Here is a 16,721-nt window from a genome sequence, read left to right as displayed (position 1 = left end):
TCCCACGCCCTCATAGATCGGTGTAAACCCCACCGCCGTCCCATCGATTTGCGAAATCCAGCAGACTCGGGTGGATATATTACAATACCCAGCCCGACGCCTCACAAAACAGATCGGTTCACAAGATGCTCCTGACCCAATGTGGCCACCTTTTAAAGGACAGACGAGATATACAATCGATTGCTATGGCGGGAGAGGATTCACAGCTAATCGGCCAAATTGGTCTTCACAATGCGAAGCGATGGCTGGACAAGTCAACCCGAGTCGCTAAAGCATGGTCCCACGAAGACCTTGGACTAAAAGAACTACTAGAATTCACTTGGCCACACGACAATTCATTCTCATTCGACCTGGGCGGGCAGTTTCGCGGCGAAAAACTAGAAGGACAATATTTTCTTGCCGAGATCAAGAACTACAAAAGCGAGAGCAATCTGCCCGAGCATTATCGATCCTTCCTCGCCAAATGCTATGTAGCATTCACCAAAAAGCCTCAACTCTGTGATCATTTTCTATGGATCTCTTGGTCGCCTTTCCAGGCGCGAAAATGGGATCACCACACGACAGCCGCGACAGTAAAGGAGTCTGTTCTCCACGAGAGGAAGAGAATATTTGACACGGACGATCAGGGACAGGCCCTCGCGCTTCTGGACGTGGCCGCCGTTAGCGCGGTTGCGGACAGACTTTGGCTAATAACTCTGTGCGACAAGCAGTTGCAGTTGGTCCTTTCTCCTGAACATCACGGAGAAGTCCTGAAGCTCATGAAGGTGAACGAAGGATAAGAAAGTGTCTCAAGTTCTTTCCCGCGCCCTAGAAGTGGCTTTTTCTCATCCTTCCCCTGACGACAGAGTTGCTGCGATAAAAACCGCGATCACTGGCCAACTAGAGCAAACAGATACCGGCGCACAGGTACGTCACACCGAGTATTTTAACAACACCATTGCACCCGATCTCGTTATGCACTGGCCGCGCGAGAATCGAGAGCGATTGGTTTTTCTTCGGCCGAGTCCTGCGCCAACCTACTTCACCGAAGATCTCGAATGGATCTCTCCCAGCAAGCCACTTGTCATCACACTGAACACTGCATTTGATAACGGAAATAGAGAGAGCTTTGATGAGCTACGACAGCTCGCCGTTAGCAGTGACACCCTAGTTGCCGACCCAAGAGCAATCGGCGAACTTGGTGAGCGAAATGCCAGCGAGCCAGCCGCAGGACTGATGGCCCAAGCTGTACTTCGAGGAGGACGAGGCCTCCTGGATGAAAAGACGACGCGTGAAGCTATCTCGAAGACTGTGGAAGGATTCCACGGAGCCGAGTTTGTCAATCTAGAAAAAACTCGCCAAGCCACTAACCTAGTATCTTCTCTGCTTCAGCCCGAGCAAGCTGGCCGAATCAGTCGCGTGCTGCAATCTGTTTGGGAGGGTCACGGCGGAAGCGCTTCGCATTTCCCTGGCTCGCCTGACCTGGCTGGGGCGATGAGCGAAGGGGATATTGAATTTCTCATAGAGAACGTTCCTACAAGAAGCACTGACTTTTGGCACAGGATCGGGCGCGGGATCACGGCGACCCAGATCGGACGTCTACAAATAGAAGCCTACTCGACAAACTTTCAGCTTCTAATTACAGCGAACAGCGATGTTCTCCTCGCTAAAGCAATGCGGGTCTTCCGCGGGCAGCGCCGACTCGATGAAGAACACGAGACTTCCACCCCTTATTGGATCACCTCTCGCGGATGCATTGTTCTCAGAGGGGACGGCTGGGAAGCACACATCGCACCGAACAGTATCAACGACCTACCGAAGAGCGTTAGGCAAGACGGACCTTCTCTCGACGACGTCAGAGATAGAGCTGACAGTCATGGGACTGTCATTGGAAACTTGAAGCTCGACACCGGCGATCGCCTCATTTCTTATTCATCTAAGGCAGGAGAGGATGTCCTGCATGATGAGAGAATCGCGCAACTGGTAGGTCAACCGACCGTACGCGTCAGCCGAGCCACACTTGCCCTTCCCGGAGGAAGTCGACTGATCTGCGACTTCAATACGATGACAGCGTCTGGCCAAACGAGCGCCACGTTCGCGGTAGGGAACATCTCCAAATTTGCCCTCCCCATTCTAATGAAATTGCGTGAAGAAGATGATGCCCACCTTGAAAATCTCAACGTTTCTCTCGCTCAATCTGGGGCCGCTGAACAGCAAGAGCTGGACCTAGATCTAGACTTGGATTAAGCCCTTTTCCTTGCAAAGGGCCCTGAGTCATACACTGGAGGAGCACGCCCAAACGCGTTCGAAGCTCTCCAGGTGCGTGCTCGCCATGTCACCGTCTTCTGTCCGCCGCAAGTGAAGGACAGGAGCGTGGGCTGCGGCGATGCCGTAGGCGTGCGGGTTGATCAGTAGGTCGTCATCGGCGCGGTAGACGGAGTTATAGAGCACGGTGTCATGAAGCCGGATATCAACTCCCGCCACCTCGCGTAGGGCGCGGTAGTGGACCAGGGCGTTCCGGATCTTCGCGGCCATGGATTCGCCTACGCCCTCGTCGCTCCCGCGCTCGGCCACGCACGCGCCATCCGGGTCGCCGAGCAGGATGCGAACAGCGACGCCGGCGCGCGCCCGCTGTGCGAGCACGCGCATGATGCCCATGTCTTCGGCGAGGAAGAGTCCCGCGTAGGCCAGGACGCCGATCTCGTCGCGCGCGGCCCGGAAGAGCTGATGCCACACCGGACGAGGCACGGCCATCGGTGCGGGTAGGTCGCCAAGACGTCGATCGCTGGTGGCTCTACCCGGACGTTCGTCATGGCGAGGTGCGGCCACAGGTCGGCCTCGTCTCGTCCGACCAGTGAGGCGACCCGCGTTCGGTGGCGTGGGTAGGGCACGCGCCCGGCGACCCACCGTTGGACGGTCTTGGGGTCCACACGCAACCGCGCCGCAACGTCGGCTTCGGTCAGGTGCGCGTCGGCAAGGGCACGTCGCAACAAGTCGTTCACCGGGCCTCCCGCGATGCAAGTGAGAACGACGCATGACCGACGCTAACAGAAGACGTCCCTAGACGTCCCTGGATGCCGATAGAGAGGTCCCCGTACCGGACGGAAGGCTCAGGACACAGGCGAACACGCCACCTCGTACCAACGAACCCGCAAGACGAGGAGCCCACCCCATGTCCACCGAACAGCCCCCTCAGACCACTCCCGATGTCGTCAAAGCCGAAGCAGAGGCGGCAGAGAAGGCGCTCGCCGACTTGCGCCGGGACTTCACCGGATACCGCATATGGCGCGCCACCCGGTGGGACGGGCGTCTCGGGGACTGGGTGGCGAGCTTGCACGACCCGCGCGCCGGCGTGGATCCGACGGTGATCGCATCGAACCCCGCCGCGTTGCGTGAGGCCCTCGTCCACGAGGGCGAGCGCGCCAAGAACCCGCGCCCAAGGACCCGGTGATGGCACGGGAGCGAGCCCCGCAACTGTCACCGGAGGAGGCCGTGATGGGGAGCACGGCCTCATGGGGTGGGGAGGAGGTGGCGCGGTTGGTGCTGCTTCCCTCGAACGCACCGACCGCGCTCCCTCCGCCCACCTACAGCGGTCCATGGCGCGCATGCTGGCACCTCACGCGTCTCGCCCTCGTCCTGCGCTGTGACGGCTGGACGACTCAACTCCGCACCGAGACTCCCCACACGCTCCTACGCGTCTACTCCAAAGGCGCGCCCACCATCGGCGAGAGCATCTCCGTGGCCTGGGGCAAGGGCACCTGGTGGTACCTGTCCAGCACCGGCCTATGGCTCACGCCGCGCAAACGCCTCTGCCTCGCCGCGGACAAGTTGAACATCCTGCTCCAACCCTGGGTTGCGGCGGCATTCGATCCCCTGAGAGACGAGCAGCACTGACATGACCCGCCGCACGGCATGGGGCACCCACGTGCACATCACCCGCGTGCTACGGCACCGCCTCACAGATGGCAGCTACACCCCAGGCGCCCGCCTACCGAGCGAAGCCGCCCTCTGCGCCGAGTTCGGCGTCGTCCGCAACACCGTGCGGCGGGCCCTGTCAGTCCTACAAGCCGAAGGACTCATCACCGTCCGCGCTGGCGTGGGCCGATTTGTCCCAGACCCCGACACCCAACCGCGCACGAGTACAGAGCACATCGCCGCAAGCCTGCGCCACCAGATCGAGACCGGACGCTTCCAAGCGGAAGACGCGCTCCCCAGCGAGAAGCAACTCGCCCGACGCCACGACGTATCCCGCTCCACCGCCCGCGCAGCCCTCCTTGCCCTCGAAACCGCCGGCCTGATCACGTGTGTGCACGGCAAGGGACGTTACGTCAGCCAGGACGTCCCAAAATGACCCCCGTGTGCCCGTGGACGTCCACCCGCATCCTCGTAGCGTCGAGCTCATGAAGAAGAACACCGCGGCCTGGGCAAGCGACCTCGCGCGCAGTCAGCTAGAGATCCCACTCCCCCGCCGCTGGGCACACACCCAAGGCGTAGCCCATCAGGCCCGCACGCTCGCTCCCCTTCTCGGGGAAAACGCCGACCTCCTAGAGGCAGCAGCCTGGCTCCACGACATCGGCTACGCCCCTGGTCTCATCAGCACAGGCTTCCACCCACTAGACGGCGCCCGATACCTCCGGCAAATCCACGACACCCACGAACAACTGTCTCGTCTTGTCGCCCACCACTCGTGCGCCTTGGTCGAAGCACACGAACGCGGACTAGCTCACGACCTCATTCAGGAGTTTGGTTCAGAACCTCCCTCTCTGAGTGTTCCTCTCACCTATTGCGACATGACCACCGGCCCAGGCGGCGATCGGCTCTCAGTGGAGGAACGGATCAGCGAGGTTCTAGCCCGCTACGGAAACGGACATATAGTAGCAAAAGCTATCCAAGTTGCACATCCCACACTCGTCGGGTCGGTGCAGGTAGTTCACCAGAGTCTTCTCATATCCCAACGAACCGCCTAAACTGAGCAATCCGCAGCAGCTGCTCACCCGAGACCGCAGCTGACTTGCTCGATGAATGGCGGACGCTATGCATGGGGAGACAGGCGCCGAGTTTGAGGTTAGAGCCTTGAAGCTCGCTCGGGCGATCCATGATCCAACCGACACCCAAGGTGCAAGCATGCAAGGAGGGAAAGAGCGGGACGCGGTCTTCATCACTAACGAATCAATTCATATTTACGAGTTCACAGTATCGCGCACCAAAGACAAAGCAACACAAGACGCCAAGAAGATCATTGAGCTGATTGAAACCCTCCACAAGAGACCCGAAAATTCTTACAAGAATTTTACTGGATGGTTTGTCACACGAGAAGAACCTACAGCAGATCAACGCCAGGCGATTGCAGTTCTCCTCAAGAATAAGCACGTTACGGTACATGCAATTAGCATTGCAACACTATACAAGCGCTTGTGTGACTCAGAAGCCTATCTGGCAGCGCGCGAAAACGCTCCCTTTGGGAGCATCGTGTATGCCTCTCAACAGGCACTTCCGCAGACAAAGGTCGAAGTGTCGTTCACTCGGCACGATAGCCAAAAGCTAACTGTTCGAAAACTTTCCGAAAAGCTTATTTCGGGTTCCAGGAACCTACTCACTGGAGAGTTTGGTGTAGGCAAAAGCCATGCCCTTCGTGAAATCTACTTCGAACTACGCAAGCGCTACTTTAAGGGTAACAGACTCACGCCTTTCCCCGTGCACATCAACCTGCGTGATTGCACCGGACTGCGATACCCCTCCGAAATTCTGCGCCGCCACGCGGAAGAGATCGGATTCGCCGATGATAGGAGTCTCATCTCGGCATGGCGTGCCGGTGCCTGCATCCTCCTACTGGACGGATTCGATGAGATTGTCCCCTCGCGGTGGCTGGGTAGCGCATCTGACCTCAAGGGAGTCCGCTGGGAAGCCCTATCACCAATACGGCGTCTAGTCGAGGAAACCCCGCATGGGGCAGGCATTATCGCTTGCGGTAGGTCACACTACTTCTCTTCACCATTCGAGATGGCCGATACGCTGGGTTTCGAGTCAGAGTCCGAAATTATCTCTCTTCAAGATTTCGACCAACAGCAGGTTGCAGATTATCTCGAACTGGCGGGCGTCAAATGGAAAGTGCCTGAATGGATGCCTACACGCCCACTGCTTATCGGCTATCTAATAGCCATGGGCTCTTTTACAGACATAGATGCCAGTAATACCACTCAAGCAGACGCATGGCGCAAACTTTTCCATGCAATTTGCCAACGGGAATCTCGTATCTACACTGCCGTGCGGCCAGAAACAATAAGACTAATCGTCTCTCGCCTTGCCACTCTTGCACGGTCCAAGGGACAAGAAACCGGCCCTGTTGACATGGAAATGATGAAATCTGCCTTCGCCGACATAAATGGGCGTGAGGCGGACGAGGAGGGAATTCAGCTGCTTCTGCGTTTGCCAGGCTTCGCTATCGGCGGTTACGCTGGCACGCAAGAACAGAGAGTATTTGCGGACCGCAATCTAGCGGAGACCGCTTACGGCGAAGACCTCGCAACTTACCTAGTATCGCCTTACGAGGGCCATCCCCTCTCTCGCACCGCGTCCTGGGGTACGGCAGCAAATAGCCTCGGAGTGGAAATCGCGGCATCAGCGTTGCTTGAACAACGAGTTCCCGCATCAACCGCCCTTGCGGCAGCTAGCCGACGTCAGGACAATCACCAGTTTGATGCTGTCTTGGCGGATTCCTTGAGGGTAAGCAGTGAACTAAATCCGACCGACGAGCAAGTCCGTCACGGATTCTTGGTCGAGGGCGTAATCGTCCCATTCCTCGCTATTAACGGCGACGACCCAGTACTCTCGCGAACTATTTTTCGCGACAGCCTGATCGATGTCCTGGATTTGTCGGGGATCTCCAGAGGAGAACGTTATCCTACCTTCCAAAGCTGCATTTTTGGCTACGTTGACGGAATGTCTGGATTTCCATCATGGCTGAAAGAGAACTTCATTGATTGCGAAGTGGAGAAATTCTCCACGGTATCAGAAACAACCTCCGGGATAATGGACCTGAAAATTTCGCCCGAGAGAAGGGTTGCACTTACCGTTCTCAAAAAGGTATACAATCAACCGGGCAGTGGCCGCAAAGAAGAAGCACTATCGCGCGGCCTAGATATGGCGAGCCGCGAACTGGTTCCCAACGTACTAAATAGACTCGTTTCAGACGGATGGCTTCATCCGGTATCGAGTCGCGGCAAAATAATATACGTGCCAGTTAAGGGTCGGCGCGCAGCGGCATTGCAAGCTTTGGAAAGCCCGAACAGTTTCCATATCTAGCAAAGGCTCGACAGTTCAGGCGATCTCGACTCGACTCGACCCTTTATGCAAGTATCTCGTGATTCGTCTTCTCATGGATTGATCCATTTGTCTGCTGAGAAGATTCGCATCGATCGGAACCCACTCCACCGAACTTGATTCTGCACTTCTCCGCATACGGCCTCCAAATGGAAGCGCAGCAAGCAGAATAGAAAACTCCTGACGAACTTCGTTGTTGCTCGTGTAGCGAATGACGTGTTTCGGATCACTGTAGATTCCGACTAGACCAGTGACCTCTACGTCAATGCCGGTCTCTTCCTTGGTTTCCCGAATGGCGGCTTGGGCAACAGACTCTCCCAGGTCAATAGCCCCACCTGGGAGCGCCCAATTTTCATTGTCAGTGCGACGGATCATAAGGATCTCGCCTTTGTCATTCTCGACGACGACATTGACGGAGGGGACGAGGCTGTTGGCCTTCGGGGCGTTGGGGTCGTCGTAGTAGTCAATTCTGCGGCCCATGCGTCAGTCCCCCGCGATGGGTGTGGCGCCTTCCCAGACGCGTTCGAAGCTCTCTAGGTAGGTGTTGACCAGATCTCCGCCGGCTATGCGGCGTAGGTGCCAGACGGGGGCGTGGGGGCCGGTGACGCCGTAGACGTGGGTGTTGACGAGGAGCTGGTCATCGGCACGGTAGATGGAGTTGTAGAGGACCGTGCGGTGAAAGCGGAACTCGACGCCGTCTTGCCTGCGCAGGTTCTTGTAGAGGACCAGGGCGTTGCGGATCTTTGCGGCCTGGGCGTCGCCTACGCCCTCGTCGTCGCCTCGTTCGGCTACCTGTGGGCTGTCCGGGTCGCCGAGGAGGATACGGACGCGGACACCGGCCTCCGCTTTCTCAGCGAACGTGCGTTGGATGCCGGAGTCTTCGGAGAGGAAGAGGCCGGAGTAGACCAGGACGCCGATTTCTTCTTTGGCGGTGGCGAAGAGACGTCCCCATGCGTCCCTCGGGACGGATGTCCGGTGCGGGTAGATCGTCACTAGTTCGCTGCTGGACGCTGCGGTGACCTGCTCGTTAGAGAGTGCGTCCGGCCATAGGAAGGTCTCGTCTACGCCCAATCGCGAAGCTACTGCGTAGCGATGCCGCCGGTAGGGGGTGCGGTCCTTGGTTATCCACCGTTCTACCGTTTTTGGGTCAACGTCGAGTGACTCGGCGAGCGTGGCGATAGTCAGGCCCTGCTCTAGTAGAGCGGCGCGTAGGCGTTCGTTCGGCATGCACCCGTCCGGATTCCGGGACGTCCTAGGACGCGGTCAAGCCTATGAGGACGTCATGAACACGTCCAGTCATGTAGTGATCTCGTCCCGCAGGTCAAGCGCACTCTCTTTCTCGTAGACACCGACCGCCCGGACCGTCCCCGCCGGATACGGGCCTTACGAGAGGAGTGGTCACAGATGATCCTCGTTCTGGCAGCGATCCTCGCCGTCTTCCTCGCTGGCTCCACCTGCGGAATCTTCGCGATGCTCGTCATCGGCATCCACGCCGAAGAGCGCCGGACCGCGCGAGGGCTCGCCGAGACGTCCCCGCGTCGGCACCGCCTCTAGGCGAGTGCTCAGCACCCGCACATGTGACGACATGCCGGCCCGCGTACCGGCGGGGCGGTGACCATGCGGATGCCTCGCGCCATCACCGGTCACACGTGCCCCTGTGGCGCACGCGTCGAGCCCGGTAGCCGGAGGTGCCGCAAGTGCCGCGCCCGCGCCCGGTGGCTCCGCCGCGGGCGCGGCCCGCAATACCCCGTCCCGTGGCTGTGAGGAGGTACGTCAGTGAACGTCTCTCTTCCCCTGGTGGCGATCCTCGGCGCCGTGGTGTGGGTCGCGTGGCGGTACATGGGACTTCGCGGCTGGCACATCGCGGTGTGCCTGCTGTTCGGGTTCTTCCTCGCCGCGACCAGCGCCGCGCCGGAAATCCGCCGCCTGGTGGCCGTCCTCGTCCGGTCCCTTTCTCAGCACTGACGTCCCCTACCGAAGGGAGGGATGCCTTGGTGCCTGATACACCGCCGCATGTCCAAGTCAACATCAAGAGGTGCGTACGCGGAGCCTCGCAGCGCGTGAGATCCTCTCCAGCCTTTCCGAGGCGATGCCGTCCATCGAGGATCTGTGGGCGCGGCTCTACGCCGCGCTCGCCGATGTTCCCCAACTCCTCTCCGAAATCTCCCGGCTCTCGTCCCTGCTCGCGAAAGTCCGGCGGGACCGCGCGAATCTGGCGGCTGCGGGGCGAGCCACTCTCCGAGCCGACCGCGACGGCGAACCGGATCCGCTGTACTACCTGCGCGATGAACTACGCGCGCAAGGCCACCTTCCCCCGGAGTCCTGGGGGCGCTCATGAGCCGGACGCGTCAGATGCGACGGCATGCCCAGAAGATGCGGCGCAGTGGGTTGCAGCCCATGGTGATCATCGACCGTGACGACCAGTTCCCGGACGTGGCCGGCGTGCTCCTCGCGCGGGCCCTGTGGCGGTACCGGTCCGAGCTGGGGCCGGTCTACCTGGTGGCCGCGCTTGCCGTGGGAGGTACGGTCCTACATCTCACCCATCCGGAGTGGTGGCCGTGGCTGTTGGCCCTTGCCTCTTTGGCTGCGTGGGCACTCGCCATGTTCGGCGAGAGGTTGGGCCTCTCTCCGCGAATCGAGCGGCTGTATGCCGCTGGCGTCGTGATGGGGGCTGGTGGGTGGCTGTCTGCGGCTACTGCACTCGGGCCCACGGTCTCGCCGCTTCCTGGGATGCTTGCCGGGGGCGTAATCGCGCTCGCCGCGCCGTGGTGGGCGCACCGGAGGCGGCGCGCCAGAGTGCGAGTCGACCGGCAGATAGCCGCGTGGCCGGAGATCGCGCGGGACGTCGGCCTTGCTGGCTCGCGCGCGCAATCCGCGGTGGTGGACGTGTGGGGATGGCGCGCACGGTTCGCCCTGGCACGCGGCCAGACGATCCAGGACGTCATCGCCAAGGTTCCGGCTATCGAGTCGGCGCTTGGGACGTTCCGGGGTGCTGTACGCGTCGCACCGACGCGCGACGGCAAGGCCAACCGGTTCGAGTTGCGCGTGCTCGACAGGGACCCGCACGCCGACGCGATCCCGTGGCCGGGACCGTCCGTCTCCTCCATCACCGAACCGATCGACCTCGGCCCGTTCGAGGACGCGACCGGCGCGCGTGTTCTGCTGCTGCGACGCCACGGCCTCTTCGGGGGCGTGGCCGGCTCCGGGAAGAGCGGCGGGATCAACGTCCTGATGGGCAACCTCAGCGCATGCCGGGACGTCGTTATCTGGGCCGTCGATCTCAAGCGCGGGATGGAGCTCCAGCCGTGGGCATCCTGTATCGATCGGCTCGCCACCACACCGGAGCAAGCCCGCGCCATGCTGCGCGACGCCGTCACCGTCCTGGAGGCTCGCGCCGAATGGCTCACGGCCAACGGGCGGCGCGTGTGGGATCCGACGCCGGAGCATCCCGCGCTCGTCATCGTCGTGGACGAGTACGCCGAACTCGCCGATGACGCTCCCGACGCCGCAAGCGACACCGACTCGATCGCGCGGCGGGGGCGCGCCGTCGCCGTGACGCTCATTGCGGCGACCCAGCGGCCTACGCAGAAGGCCATGGGCAAGGGGGCCGTCCGGTCACAGATGGACGTCCGCGTGAGCTTCCGCGTCCGGGAACGCAAGGACGTCGATCTCATCCTCGGGCAAGGGATGCTCAGCGCTGGATGGCACGCCCACACCCTCAACGCCCCCGGCAAGTTCCTGCTCTCCGCACCCGAACACGACACACCTCGGCGAGGCCGCGCCTACCTGCTCACGGACGCCACCGTTGCCGAGACAGCAGAGCGCCACGCGTCCATCCGGCCGACGCTGGACGAGGTCTCGCTACGCGCGCTGGACGAGGCACACATGGCGCCCGTCTCTGAGCCGTCCGTCCTCGTAGCGCCGTCCCGTGAAGACCACGCCGAGACAGCACTGAGGGAGGCCCTGGACGGTGCGCCAGAGGAGGGCCTCCCGATCGCCCATCTGCTGATGCTCACCGGGCTGAGCCGTCCCACCCTCTACCGGCGCCTCGCCGAACTGGTGAAGGCCGGCCACGCCGTCCAAGTCGGACGAGGCCGCTACAAGGCGTCCGATCACACCCCGTAATCGTCTCAACGTCTCGTCTCGCGCACGCGTCTGTACGTATGGGCGGCTGAGACGTCCATGAGACGAGACGAGAAACGAGCACACACCGCAACCGAGGAGATGATCCCCACCCACATCCGCGCACGGCCCCGGGACGAAGCCCGGGTGAGAGGAGGTGGTGTCCCCTGCAGGCGTACACCGTCGAGCAAGTGGCCGAGATCCTCAGCATCGGACGGGACAAGGTCTACTTCCTGATCCGCACCGGCCAACTCCGCAGCATCAAGATCGGCAAGCTGCGCCGCATCACTGACCGGCACCTCGCCGAGTTCGTCACCTCCCTGGAAGAGCCCTCCCTCGAAGAGGCCAAGCGCTGACACCCGCACGGGAGGCCCGTCCGGACCTCGCCCGTAAAAAGGGCCTCCCAACCTAGGGACGTCTTGGGACGTCTTGAGTTATGGTCGGTGGTGACCTCGATCGATACGAGGAGGGATCCGTTGGCAAAGATCCTGGTCGGCACGTACGAGGGGTCGATCTACGAGGAGGGCGACGGGTACACCGGCGCGCTCTCGCTCGGCTTCGGCCCGGACGGCAAGCGCAAGCGCAAGCGGCTCAAGAGGAAGGGGCGCACCAAGACAGAGGTCAAGGACAAGCTCAAAGAGGCCGTCGAAGAGCTGGACAAGGGCGTCAAGACGGACCGCAACTACTACGTCCGGGACGCGGTAGAGGAGTTCCTCGCCGCGTTCGCCAAGTCCGGCAAGTCACCGAAGACCAACGAGGTCTACCGGTCACTCGCCGATCACCAGCTCATCCCGTTCATCGGACGGACTCGCCTCAAGGAACTCACGGCCGACGACGTCGAGACGTGGCTCAACGGCAGAGCCGAACACCTCACATCGTCCTCGCTGGGCATCGTTCACAGCATCCTCAAGCGCTCGATCCGCAGAGCGGCGCGCCATGACCGCATCGGCCGGAACGTCGCCGAACTGGTGGACACCCCGGACGGCAAGCCCGCCCGAAAGTCGCGCTCGCTCAGCCTGGTGCAAGCGAGCACGCTGCTCGAAGAGGCAAGCAAGCCGATGCACCGGTTCGGTGCGTACGTCGTCTTGGCGATCGTCTCGGGGCTCCGCACGGAGGAACTCCGCACCCTCAAGTGGAGTGACGTTGACCTCGACAAGGCGACCGTCTACGTCCTGCGAGCCGACCGCCACAAGGGCGAGACCAAGACGGCGCTCAGCCGACGCGGACTCGGCATCGCAGACATGGGCGTGGAGGTGCTCCGCAGCCACAAGACGAGGCAGGGCGCCGAGAAGCTCAAGGCCGGCGAGGCGTACCAGGACAACGATCTCGTGTTCTGCCACGAGGACGGGCGCCCCTACACGGCGCAACACGTCCGGCACCGGTTCCGCAGGGTGCTCACAGCGGCGGACCTAAACCCCACAGAGTGGTGCCCTCGCGAGCTACGGCACACCTTCGTGTCCCTCATGAGCGACCACGACGTCCCCATAGAGAAGATCAGCATCCTCGTCGGGCACTCCAGCACGAAGATCACCGAAACCGTCTACCGCCACCAGCTCAAGCCTGAGATCCGCGACGGCGCTGAGCACATGAACGACATCTTCACCCGCAAGACCAAGTCAGCGTAGGGACGAGCGTGCTCCCGAGCTGGCTCCCCAAGGCATCGGACGGAAAGGCGCCCCTCCCCCACCTGGATCGACACAGAATCCAGGCTTGGGCCTCACTTAGGGAACCGCTGAGCCACCCTTATCCACCCAAGATCCGCCCCAGTCCGAGACAGCCCCCAAAGAGCCACTCACCTGCAAAAACACAAGAAGAGGACCGGGAACCCAGTCCAAGCCAGTCGACCGGCACTCATGTCACTACGAATCACCGAAGACACGATGACCGCAACCGTCAACGGCACGGCCAAGCGCACGCCCGATGGCTGCCACCCACCTGCGTCCCGCTCCCGCACAACTCGGCGATCATGACGCCGCCGGATGCCTGACTGCCTCATTCGCGCCACCACCGCGACCGCCGTCCTGGCTGTCGGTGGCCGCGGTCATCTCCTACCGGCATGCATACGAACTGGTCCGCACGCACGGCGGGCCTGGCAGAACGGCACACCTGGTCCCGTTCACCGTGGACGGCCTGATCTTGGCGGCGTCGATGGCGATCCTGGACGCGAGCCGGCCAAGCGCCCTCTACCACCGGCGCCAACGTGGCGCGCGGCCCCTTGGGCGTATGGGCAGCTCTCGCCTTGGTCGGCTCGTTCGAGTCCTCATGCCCCTCACCCGAAATACCGTGTCACCAGCAACCGGCGAACGGAGAGCAGGAAGCGTCTCCCTGGCTGGATCTGGACTCTAGCCGCACCAAAGTGACGCCAGCCCCAGAAGAGGCGGTTCTCGCTGACTACCTCCCGAGCCTGCAAGGACCAGGAAGGCCGCTCTCACAGCGTGCTCTCGCCGAGAGGTGGCACAACCCGAATCCAGCGTGAGCCACGACAGGCCCTGACCTGCCCAGCCAATGACGTGTGCCACCGTAAGCACGCGTTAGCCGTTGCGACCGAGCGTTGTTTGTACTTTTCTGCTGCACAGCAAACCCTCGGCCTGTGCCGGCATCCGCGTCTATCCCTTATCAGCGGCCTGGATGACGACGCTCGCCAAAGCGCCCGGGACGACCCGACACTGAGCCAGACCATGTTTCGCCGCTCGTGGCGGCGTGTCTCACTAAGTCGAGCAGGTGGATCGGCCGGAACGACCCAGTCAGCCCGTCGATCGGCTGACAGTGTCGAAGTGGCGGGGAGTATGCTGAGCAGCTGATATCTTAAATATCAGGTGGGAAGCGGAACACTGATGAGTATCATGACCACCGACGCTGTCATCCGGAAGTGGGGTGTACCGTTTTCATCGGTACCGGTGCCGGGTGATCGATACAGAGAGTTCGGCGGACGGGTTCCCGACGCCCTCTTGGAGGCTTGGCGGAAGTTTGGTTTCGCCGGTTTCGCCAAAGGTTTGTGGTGGCTGTGCGATCCAGTGGCGTGGCAGCCGGCGGTCGACACCTGGACCGCCGACCTTGAACTCGATCCAGGCCCGGATCGTTGGTGTGCGGTAACACGGTCGGCCTTCGGCCAGTTGAGTCTTTGGGGCGACCGAACCGGAATGGCATTGACGATCAACCCTGTTTTCGGGACGATCTTTCCTGATGACCAGTCCGACGAAATGGACAGTCAGTTCGACCGCGACCTGCAGCTTTATTCGGCATTGCTGACCCAGCAAGCACGGGCGCTGGACATCGATGGCGACGACGAGGTTGGATTGTTCGATCGGGTTCTCGAACGGCTGGGGCCGGTTGGTCCGGATACCATGTATGCTTTCGCGCCTGTTCCGGCATTGGGCGGTCCGATGATTCCCGAGAACGTTGAGATCGCCGACGCGGAAGTGCATATGCAGATATTGAGCGAGACGACGCCCCGTCAGATCATGGCGAATCCGTACCGGTGAGGTCGGGCCGATATCCTGCGGATATTGCTTGCCTCCCGACGCGCCGCGCCGGCGGGGCACCTTGATACCGAACAGCCCAATTCGGCAAGGCTGGTATACCACTGCAGTATCTCAATCCTCGAACCCGCCGGCGGTCGTCCAGGCCACTTGAAATTCTGCCGATGTGATTTCGCAGGCTGCGAAACCTGGTCGTCGAGATATTTCGGACACCATGGGTACCGGGTCATCGTTTAGCCATGTTGTTTCGCCTTCCTCGAGTCCGCCTGCGTAATCGGATCTGCCGTCAGGGAAGATCTCGACTTTACGATTCTCGTACCCCTCCTCATCGATCTCACAGAAGATGGTCACAGGATCGGACGCCGGATCATCGGTACGGTCGATTCTGATGTACCGCATCTCGTCGGACGGCGAAAAAACTGCTGACGCGTCGATGGCCTGCGGTGCGCATTCGCTGGCCTGTCCTGGGAATATGGCAGTAGCATCCGGCGCCGAACTGCCTGAGGGATAGCCGCGCTCGTAGATCAAACGCTCTGCCTCGGCTATCTCGTCGCGCATCCATTGGGGGATCCTCGATCGCGGATACCTCTCAAGGTCAGCTTTGAGCGCAAGGCCGATCGGACTCTTCATTGATGGCCGATCATCGTAGTCAAAGCTCGTGCTGACGTCGCCGTCCGATGTGATGGTCAAATACATCGTAAACCAAGTTCCCGCCCCTGGCATGTACATGACATCCCGCAGTTCGTGCACCGAATCGGTGTCGACAAGCTCGGGCGGAAAGCCGTCATACGGACCCGTTTCCGTCTCAATGGCAATTCGGCGATGAAACCAATTACCTGCGAGCATGTAAACCGCATCAATCCGGGTCCACTTCAATGGCGCCCGGCTGGCCACTCCGCGGCTTATATGCCGAACCAACTCATGTTGCCTGACCAGCTTGGGGGTCCCACCGTCGCGGGACATCATCGATCAACTCCAGTTCTCATATCCTGGTGCGGCCAGTCGGGGTTGGACGTGTTCAGAAAGCGCCACGTGGTCATCTATCCTGCCATGCTGCGGCTTGTGGTGGATGGCGGTGAGGGAGCGGGCTCAGTTGGCGTCCCATGTTTGGTCCGGACCGGTGTGGTACCGTCCGAGATGGCGAAGTATTCTCCGGGGTGACCACACTTTCCTTGTTCTCCCGTAACCTCCTCGGCCGGGCAAGCTCGACGTAGTCGACCGTGTCACCCGGCATGGCCAGGGCTTCAAACGGAGATTGAACATCGGGGAGAACGGTGGTGCTCGGCGATAGCTTGTTCCAGCGACTGCATGAAGGGGCGGCCACCCGGCGCCCCCGCTTGCGGGGCGCCTGTCGAAAGTCTTCATCCGGCGAGGAGAGGATCACCGGGTTCGGTGGCGTTGCCCGCCGGCGAATGACGCCTCACAGTGCGCGATATGCCTTCGTCTGACTGACTCGCCGCAGGTCGTGCTGTCAGATCGTGGACAAGATGAATCAGCCGGAGCCGGGGTCCACGATCTCCGTGCAAACTGATGGGGTCGCGAAGGTCTCTGATCGGCCGCTTTGCTGACAGGATTTGGGTCTCTGGTGGAGCGACAGCGCCGTACTGGGGTCATGGCCTCGGCAGCGCCTCGAACGCACCAAGGCTTCCTTCCCGAAGTCGAAGAGGGCATCTTGCAACAGGGCGAACGCAGCCGATATCACGATGCCGTCGTGGCCGGTCCGGAGAGGAAGCGGTCGGCCTCGTCGAGTGTTCGCGGTTGCTCGGGTGTCACCTTCAGGACGTCGCGCCGGTAGTTGCGGATCTCCAGCACGCTGCCGGG

The 16,721-nt window shown here is 61.2% G+C and carries 19 protein-coding genes; 15 read left to right on the top strand and 4 right to left on the bottom strand.

Annotation, left to right across the window (positions count from 1 at the left end; all coding sequences use genetic code 11):
- Positions 1–185: 185 nt before the first annotated feature.
- Positions 186–779, top strand: a complete 594-nt coding sequence (locus tag ACFPZN_RS39290; RefSeq protein ID WP_353821829.1) for a hypothetical protein — start codon at positions 186–188, stop codon at positions 777–779.
- Between the two features lie 4 nt (positions 780–783).
- Positions 784–2,226 carry a hypothetical protein gene (locus tag ACFPZN_RS39285; protein ID WP_378287646.1) on the top strand — a complete coding sequence of 481 codons (1,443 nt, stop codon included), beginning with the start codon at positions 784–786 and terminating at the stop codon, positions 2,224–2,226.
- A 27-nt stretch (positions 2,227–2,253) separates the two neighbouring features.
- Here the strand turns inward: ACFPZN_RS39285 and ACFPZN_RS39280 are convergent, their stop codons facing one another.
- Positions 2,254–2,715: a hypothetical protein gene (locus tag ACFPZN_RS39280; protein WP_378287645.1), complete on the bottom strand. Its 462-nt coding sequence runs from the start codon at positions 2,713–2,715 to the stop codon at positions 2,254–2,256.
- Between the two features lie 436 nt (positions 2,716–3,151).
- Between ACFPZN_RS39280 and ACFPZN_RS39275 the strand changes: the two genes are divergently transcribed.
- The 5 genes from ACFPZN_RS39275 to ACFPZN_RS39255 all read left to right on the top strand — a co-directional run bounded on the left by ACFPZN_RS39275 (position 3,152) and on the right by ACFPZN_RS39255 (position 7,281).
- Positions 3,152–3,430, top strand: a complete 279-nt coding sequence (locus tag ACFPZN_RS39275) for a hypothetical protein (protein WP_378287643.1) — start codon at positions 3,152–3,154, stop codon at positions 3,428–3,430.
- An 86-nt stretch (positions 3,431–3,516) separates the two neighbouring features.
- Positions 3,517–3,873: a hypothetical protein gene (locus ACFPZN_RS39270; RefSeq protein ID WP_378287641.1), complete on the top strand. Its 357-nt coding sequence runs from the start codon at positions 3,517–3,519 to the stop codon at positions 3,871–3,873.
- Position 3,874: 1 nt separating this feature from the next.
- Positions 3,875–4,330 carry a winged helix-turn-helix domain-containing protein gene (locus ACFPZN_RS39265; RefSeq protein WP_378287639.1) on the top strand — a complete coding sequence of 152 codons (456 nt, stop codon included), beginning with the start codon at positions 3,875–3,877 and terminating at the stop codon, positions 4,328–4,330.
- Positions 4,331–4,379: 49 nt separating this feature from the next.
- The gene (locus tag ACFPZN_RS39260; protein ID WP_378287638.1) at positions 4,380–4,946 is read left to right on the top strand and encodes an HD domain-containing protein; all 567 of its coding nucleotides are present in this window, start codon (positions 4,380–4,382) and stop codon (positions 4,944–4,946) included.
- A gap of 106 nt (positions 4,947–5,052) precedes the next feature.
- Positions 5,053–7,281: an NACHT domain-containing protein gene (locus tag ACFPZN_RS39255; RefSeq protein WP_378287637.1), complete on the top strand. Its 2,229-nt coding sequence runs from the start codon at positions 5,053–5,055 to the stop codon at positions 7,279–7,281.
- A gap of 15 nt (positions 7,282–7,296) precedes the next feature.
- Here the strand turns inward: ACFPZN_RS39255 and ACFPZN_RS39250 are convergent, their stop codons facing one another.
- Positions 7,297–7,779 carry an NUDIX domain-containing protein gene (locus tag ACFPZN_RS39250; RefSeq protein WP_378287635.1) on the bottom strand — a complete coding sequence of 161 codons (483 nt, stop codon included), beginning with the start codon at positions 7,777–7,779 and terminating at the stop codon, positions 7,297–7,299.
- A gap of 3 nt (positions 7,780–7,782) precedes the next feature.
- Complete coding sequence (locus ACFPZN_RS39245) at positions 7,783–8,526, bottom strand: helix-turn-helix domain-containing protein (RefSeq protein ID WP_378287634.1); 744 nt, start codon at positions 8,524–8,526, stop codon at positions 7,783–7,785.
- Between the two features lie 177 nt (positions 8,527–8,703).
- Here ACFPZN_RS39245 and ACFPZN_RS39240 point away from each other — a divergent pair, with 177 nt between their 5' ends.
- The 8 genes from ACFPZN_RS39240 (at position 8,704) to ACFPZN_RS39205 (ending at position 14,903) form a co-directional block, all read left to right on the top strand.
- Complete coding sequence (locus ACFPZN_RS39240; RefSeq protein WP_378287632.1) at positions 8,704–8,853, top strand: hypothetical protein; 150 nt, start codon at positions 8,704–8,706, stop codon at positions 8,851–8,853.
- A 222-nt stretch (positions 8,854–9,075) separates the two neighbouring features.
- Entirely contained in the window at positions 9,076–9,264 is a 189-nt protein-coding gene (locus tag ACFPZN_RS39235) for a hypothetical protein (RefSeq protein ID WP_378287631.1), read from the top strand.
- 70 nt (positions 9,265–9,334) lie between these two features.
- Positions 9,335–9,637, top strand: coding sequence for a hypothetical protein (locus ACFPZN_RS39230; RefSeq protein WP_378287630.1), 303 nt, complete (start codon positions 9,335–9,337; stop codon positions 9,635–9,637).
- Positions 9,638–9,696: 59 nt separating this feature from the next.
- Positions 9,697–11,424: a cell division protein FtsK gene (locus tag ACFPZN_RS39225; protein ID WP_378287629.1), complete on the top strand. Its 1,728-nt coding sequence runs from the start codon at positions 9,697–9,699 to the stop codon at positions 11,422–11,424.
- A 164-nt stretch (positions 11,425–11,588) separates the two neighbouring features.
- Positions 11,589–11,777 (top strand): helix-turn-helix domain-containing protein, encoded by a 189-nt coding sequence (locus ACFPZN_RS39220; RefSeq protein ID WP_353832870.1) that lies wholly within the window; start codon positions 11,589–11,591, stop codon positions 11,775–11,777.
- Positions 11,778–11,867: 90 nt separating this feature from the next.
- Positions 11,868–13,046, top strand: coding sequence for a site-specific integrase (locus tag ACFPZN_RS39215; RefSeq protein ID WP_378287628.1), 1,179 nt, complete (start codon positions 11,868–11,870; stop codon positions 13,044–13,046).
- A 295-nt stretch (positions 13,047–13,341) separates the two neighbouring features.
- Entirely contained in the window at positions 13,342–13,767 is a 426-nt protein-coding gene (locus ACFPZN_RS39210) for a DUF2637 domain-containing protein (RefSeq protein ID WP_378287627.1), read from the top strand.
- Between the two features lie 497 nt (positions 13,768–14,264).
- Positions 14,265–14,903, top strand: a complete 639-nt coding sequence (locus tag ACFPZN_RS39205) for a GAD-like domain-containing protein (RefSeq protein ID WP_378287625.1) — start codon at positions 14,265–14,267, stop codon at positions 14,901–14,903.
- Positions 14,904–15,014: 111 nt separating this feature from the next.
- Here ACFPZN_RS39205 and ACFPZN_RS39200 read toward each other — a convergent pair whose 3' ends face one another.
- On the bottom strand, positions 15,015–15,794 hold the full coding sequence (locus ACFPZN_RS39200) for a DUF6881 domain-containing protein (protein ID WP_378287623.1): 780 nt from the start codon (positions 15,792–15,794) through the stop codon (positions 15,015–15,017).
- Between the last annotated feature and the right edge of the window lie 927 nt (positions 15,795–16,721).

The organism is Actinomadura rugatobispora (assembly GCF_042656285.1).
Classification (GTDB): Bacteria; Actinomycetota; Actinomycetes; order Streptosporangiales; family Streptosporangiaceae; genus Spirillospora; species Spirillospora rugatobispora.
Note: the sequence above shows the minus strand (reverse complement) of the source record. Positions and strands in the feature narration are given on the sequence as shown.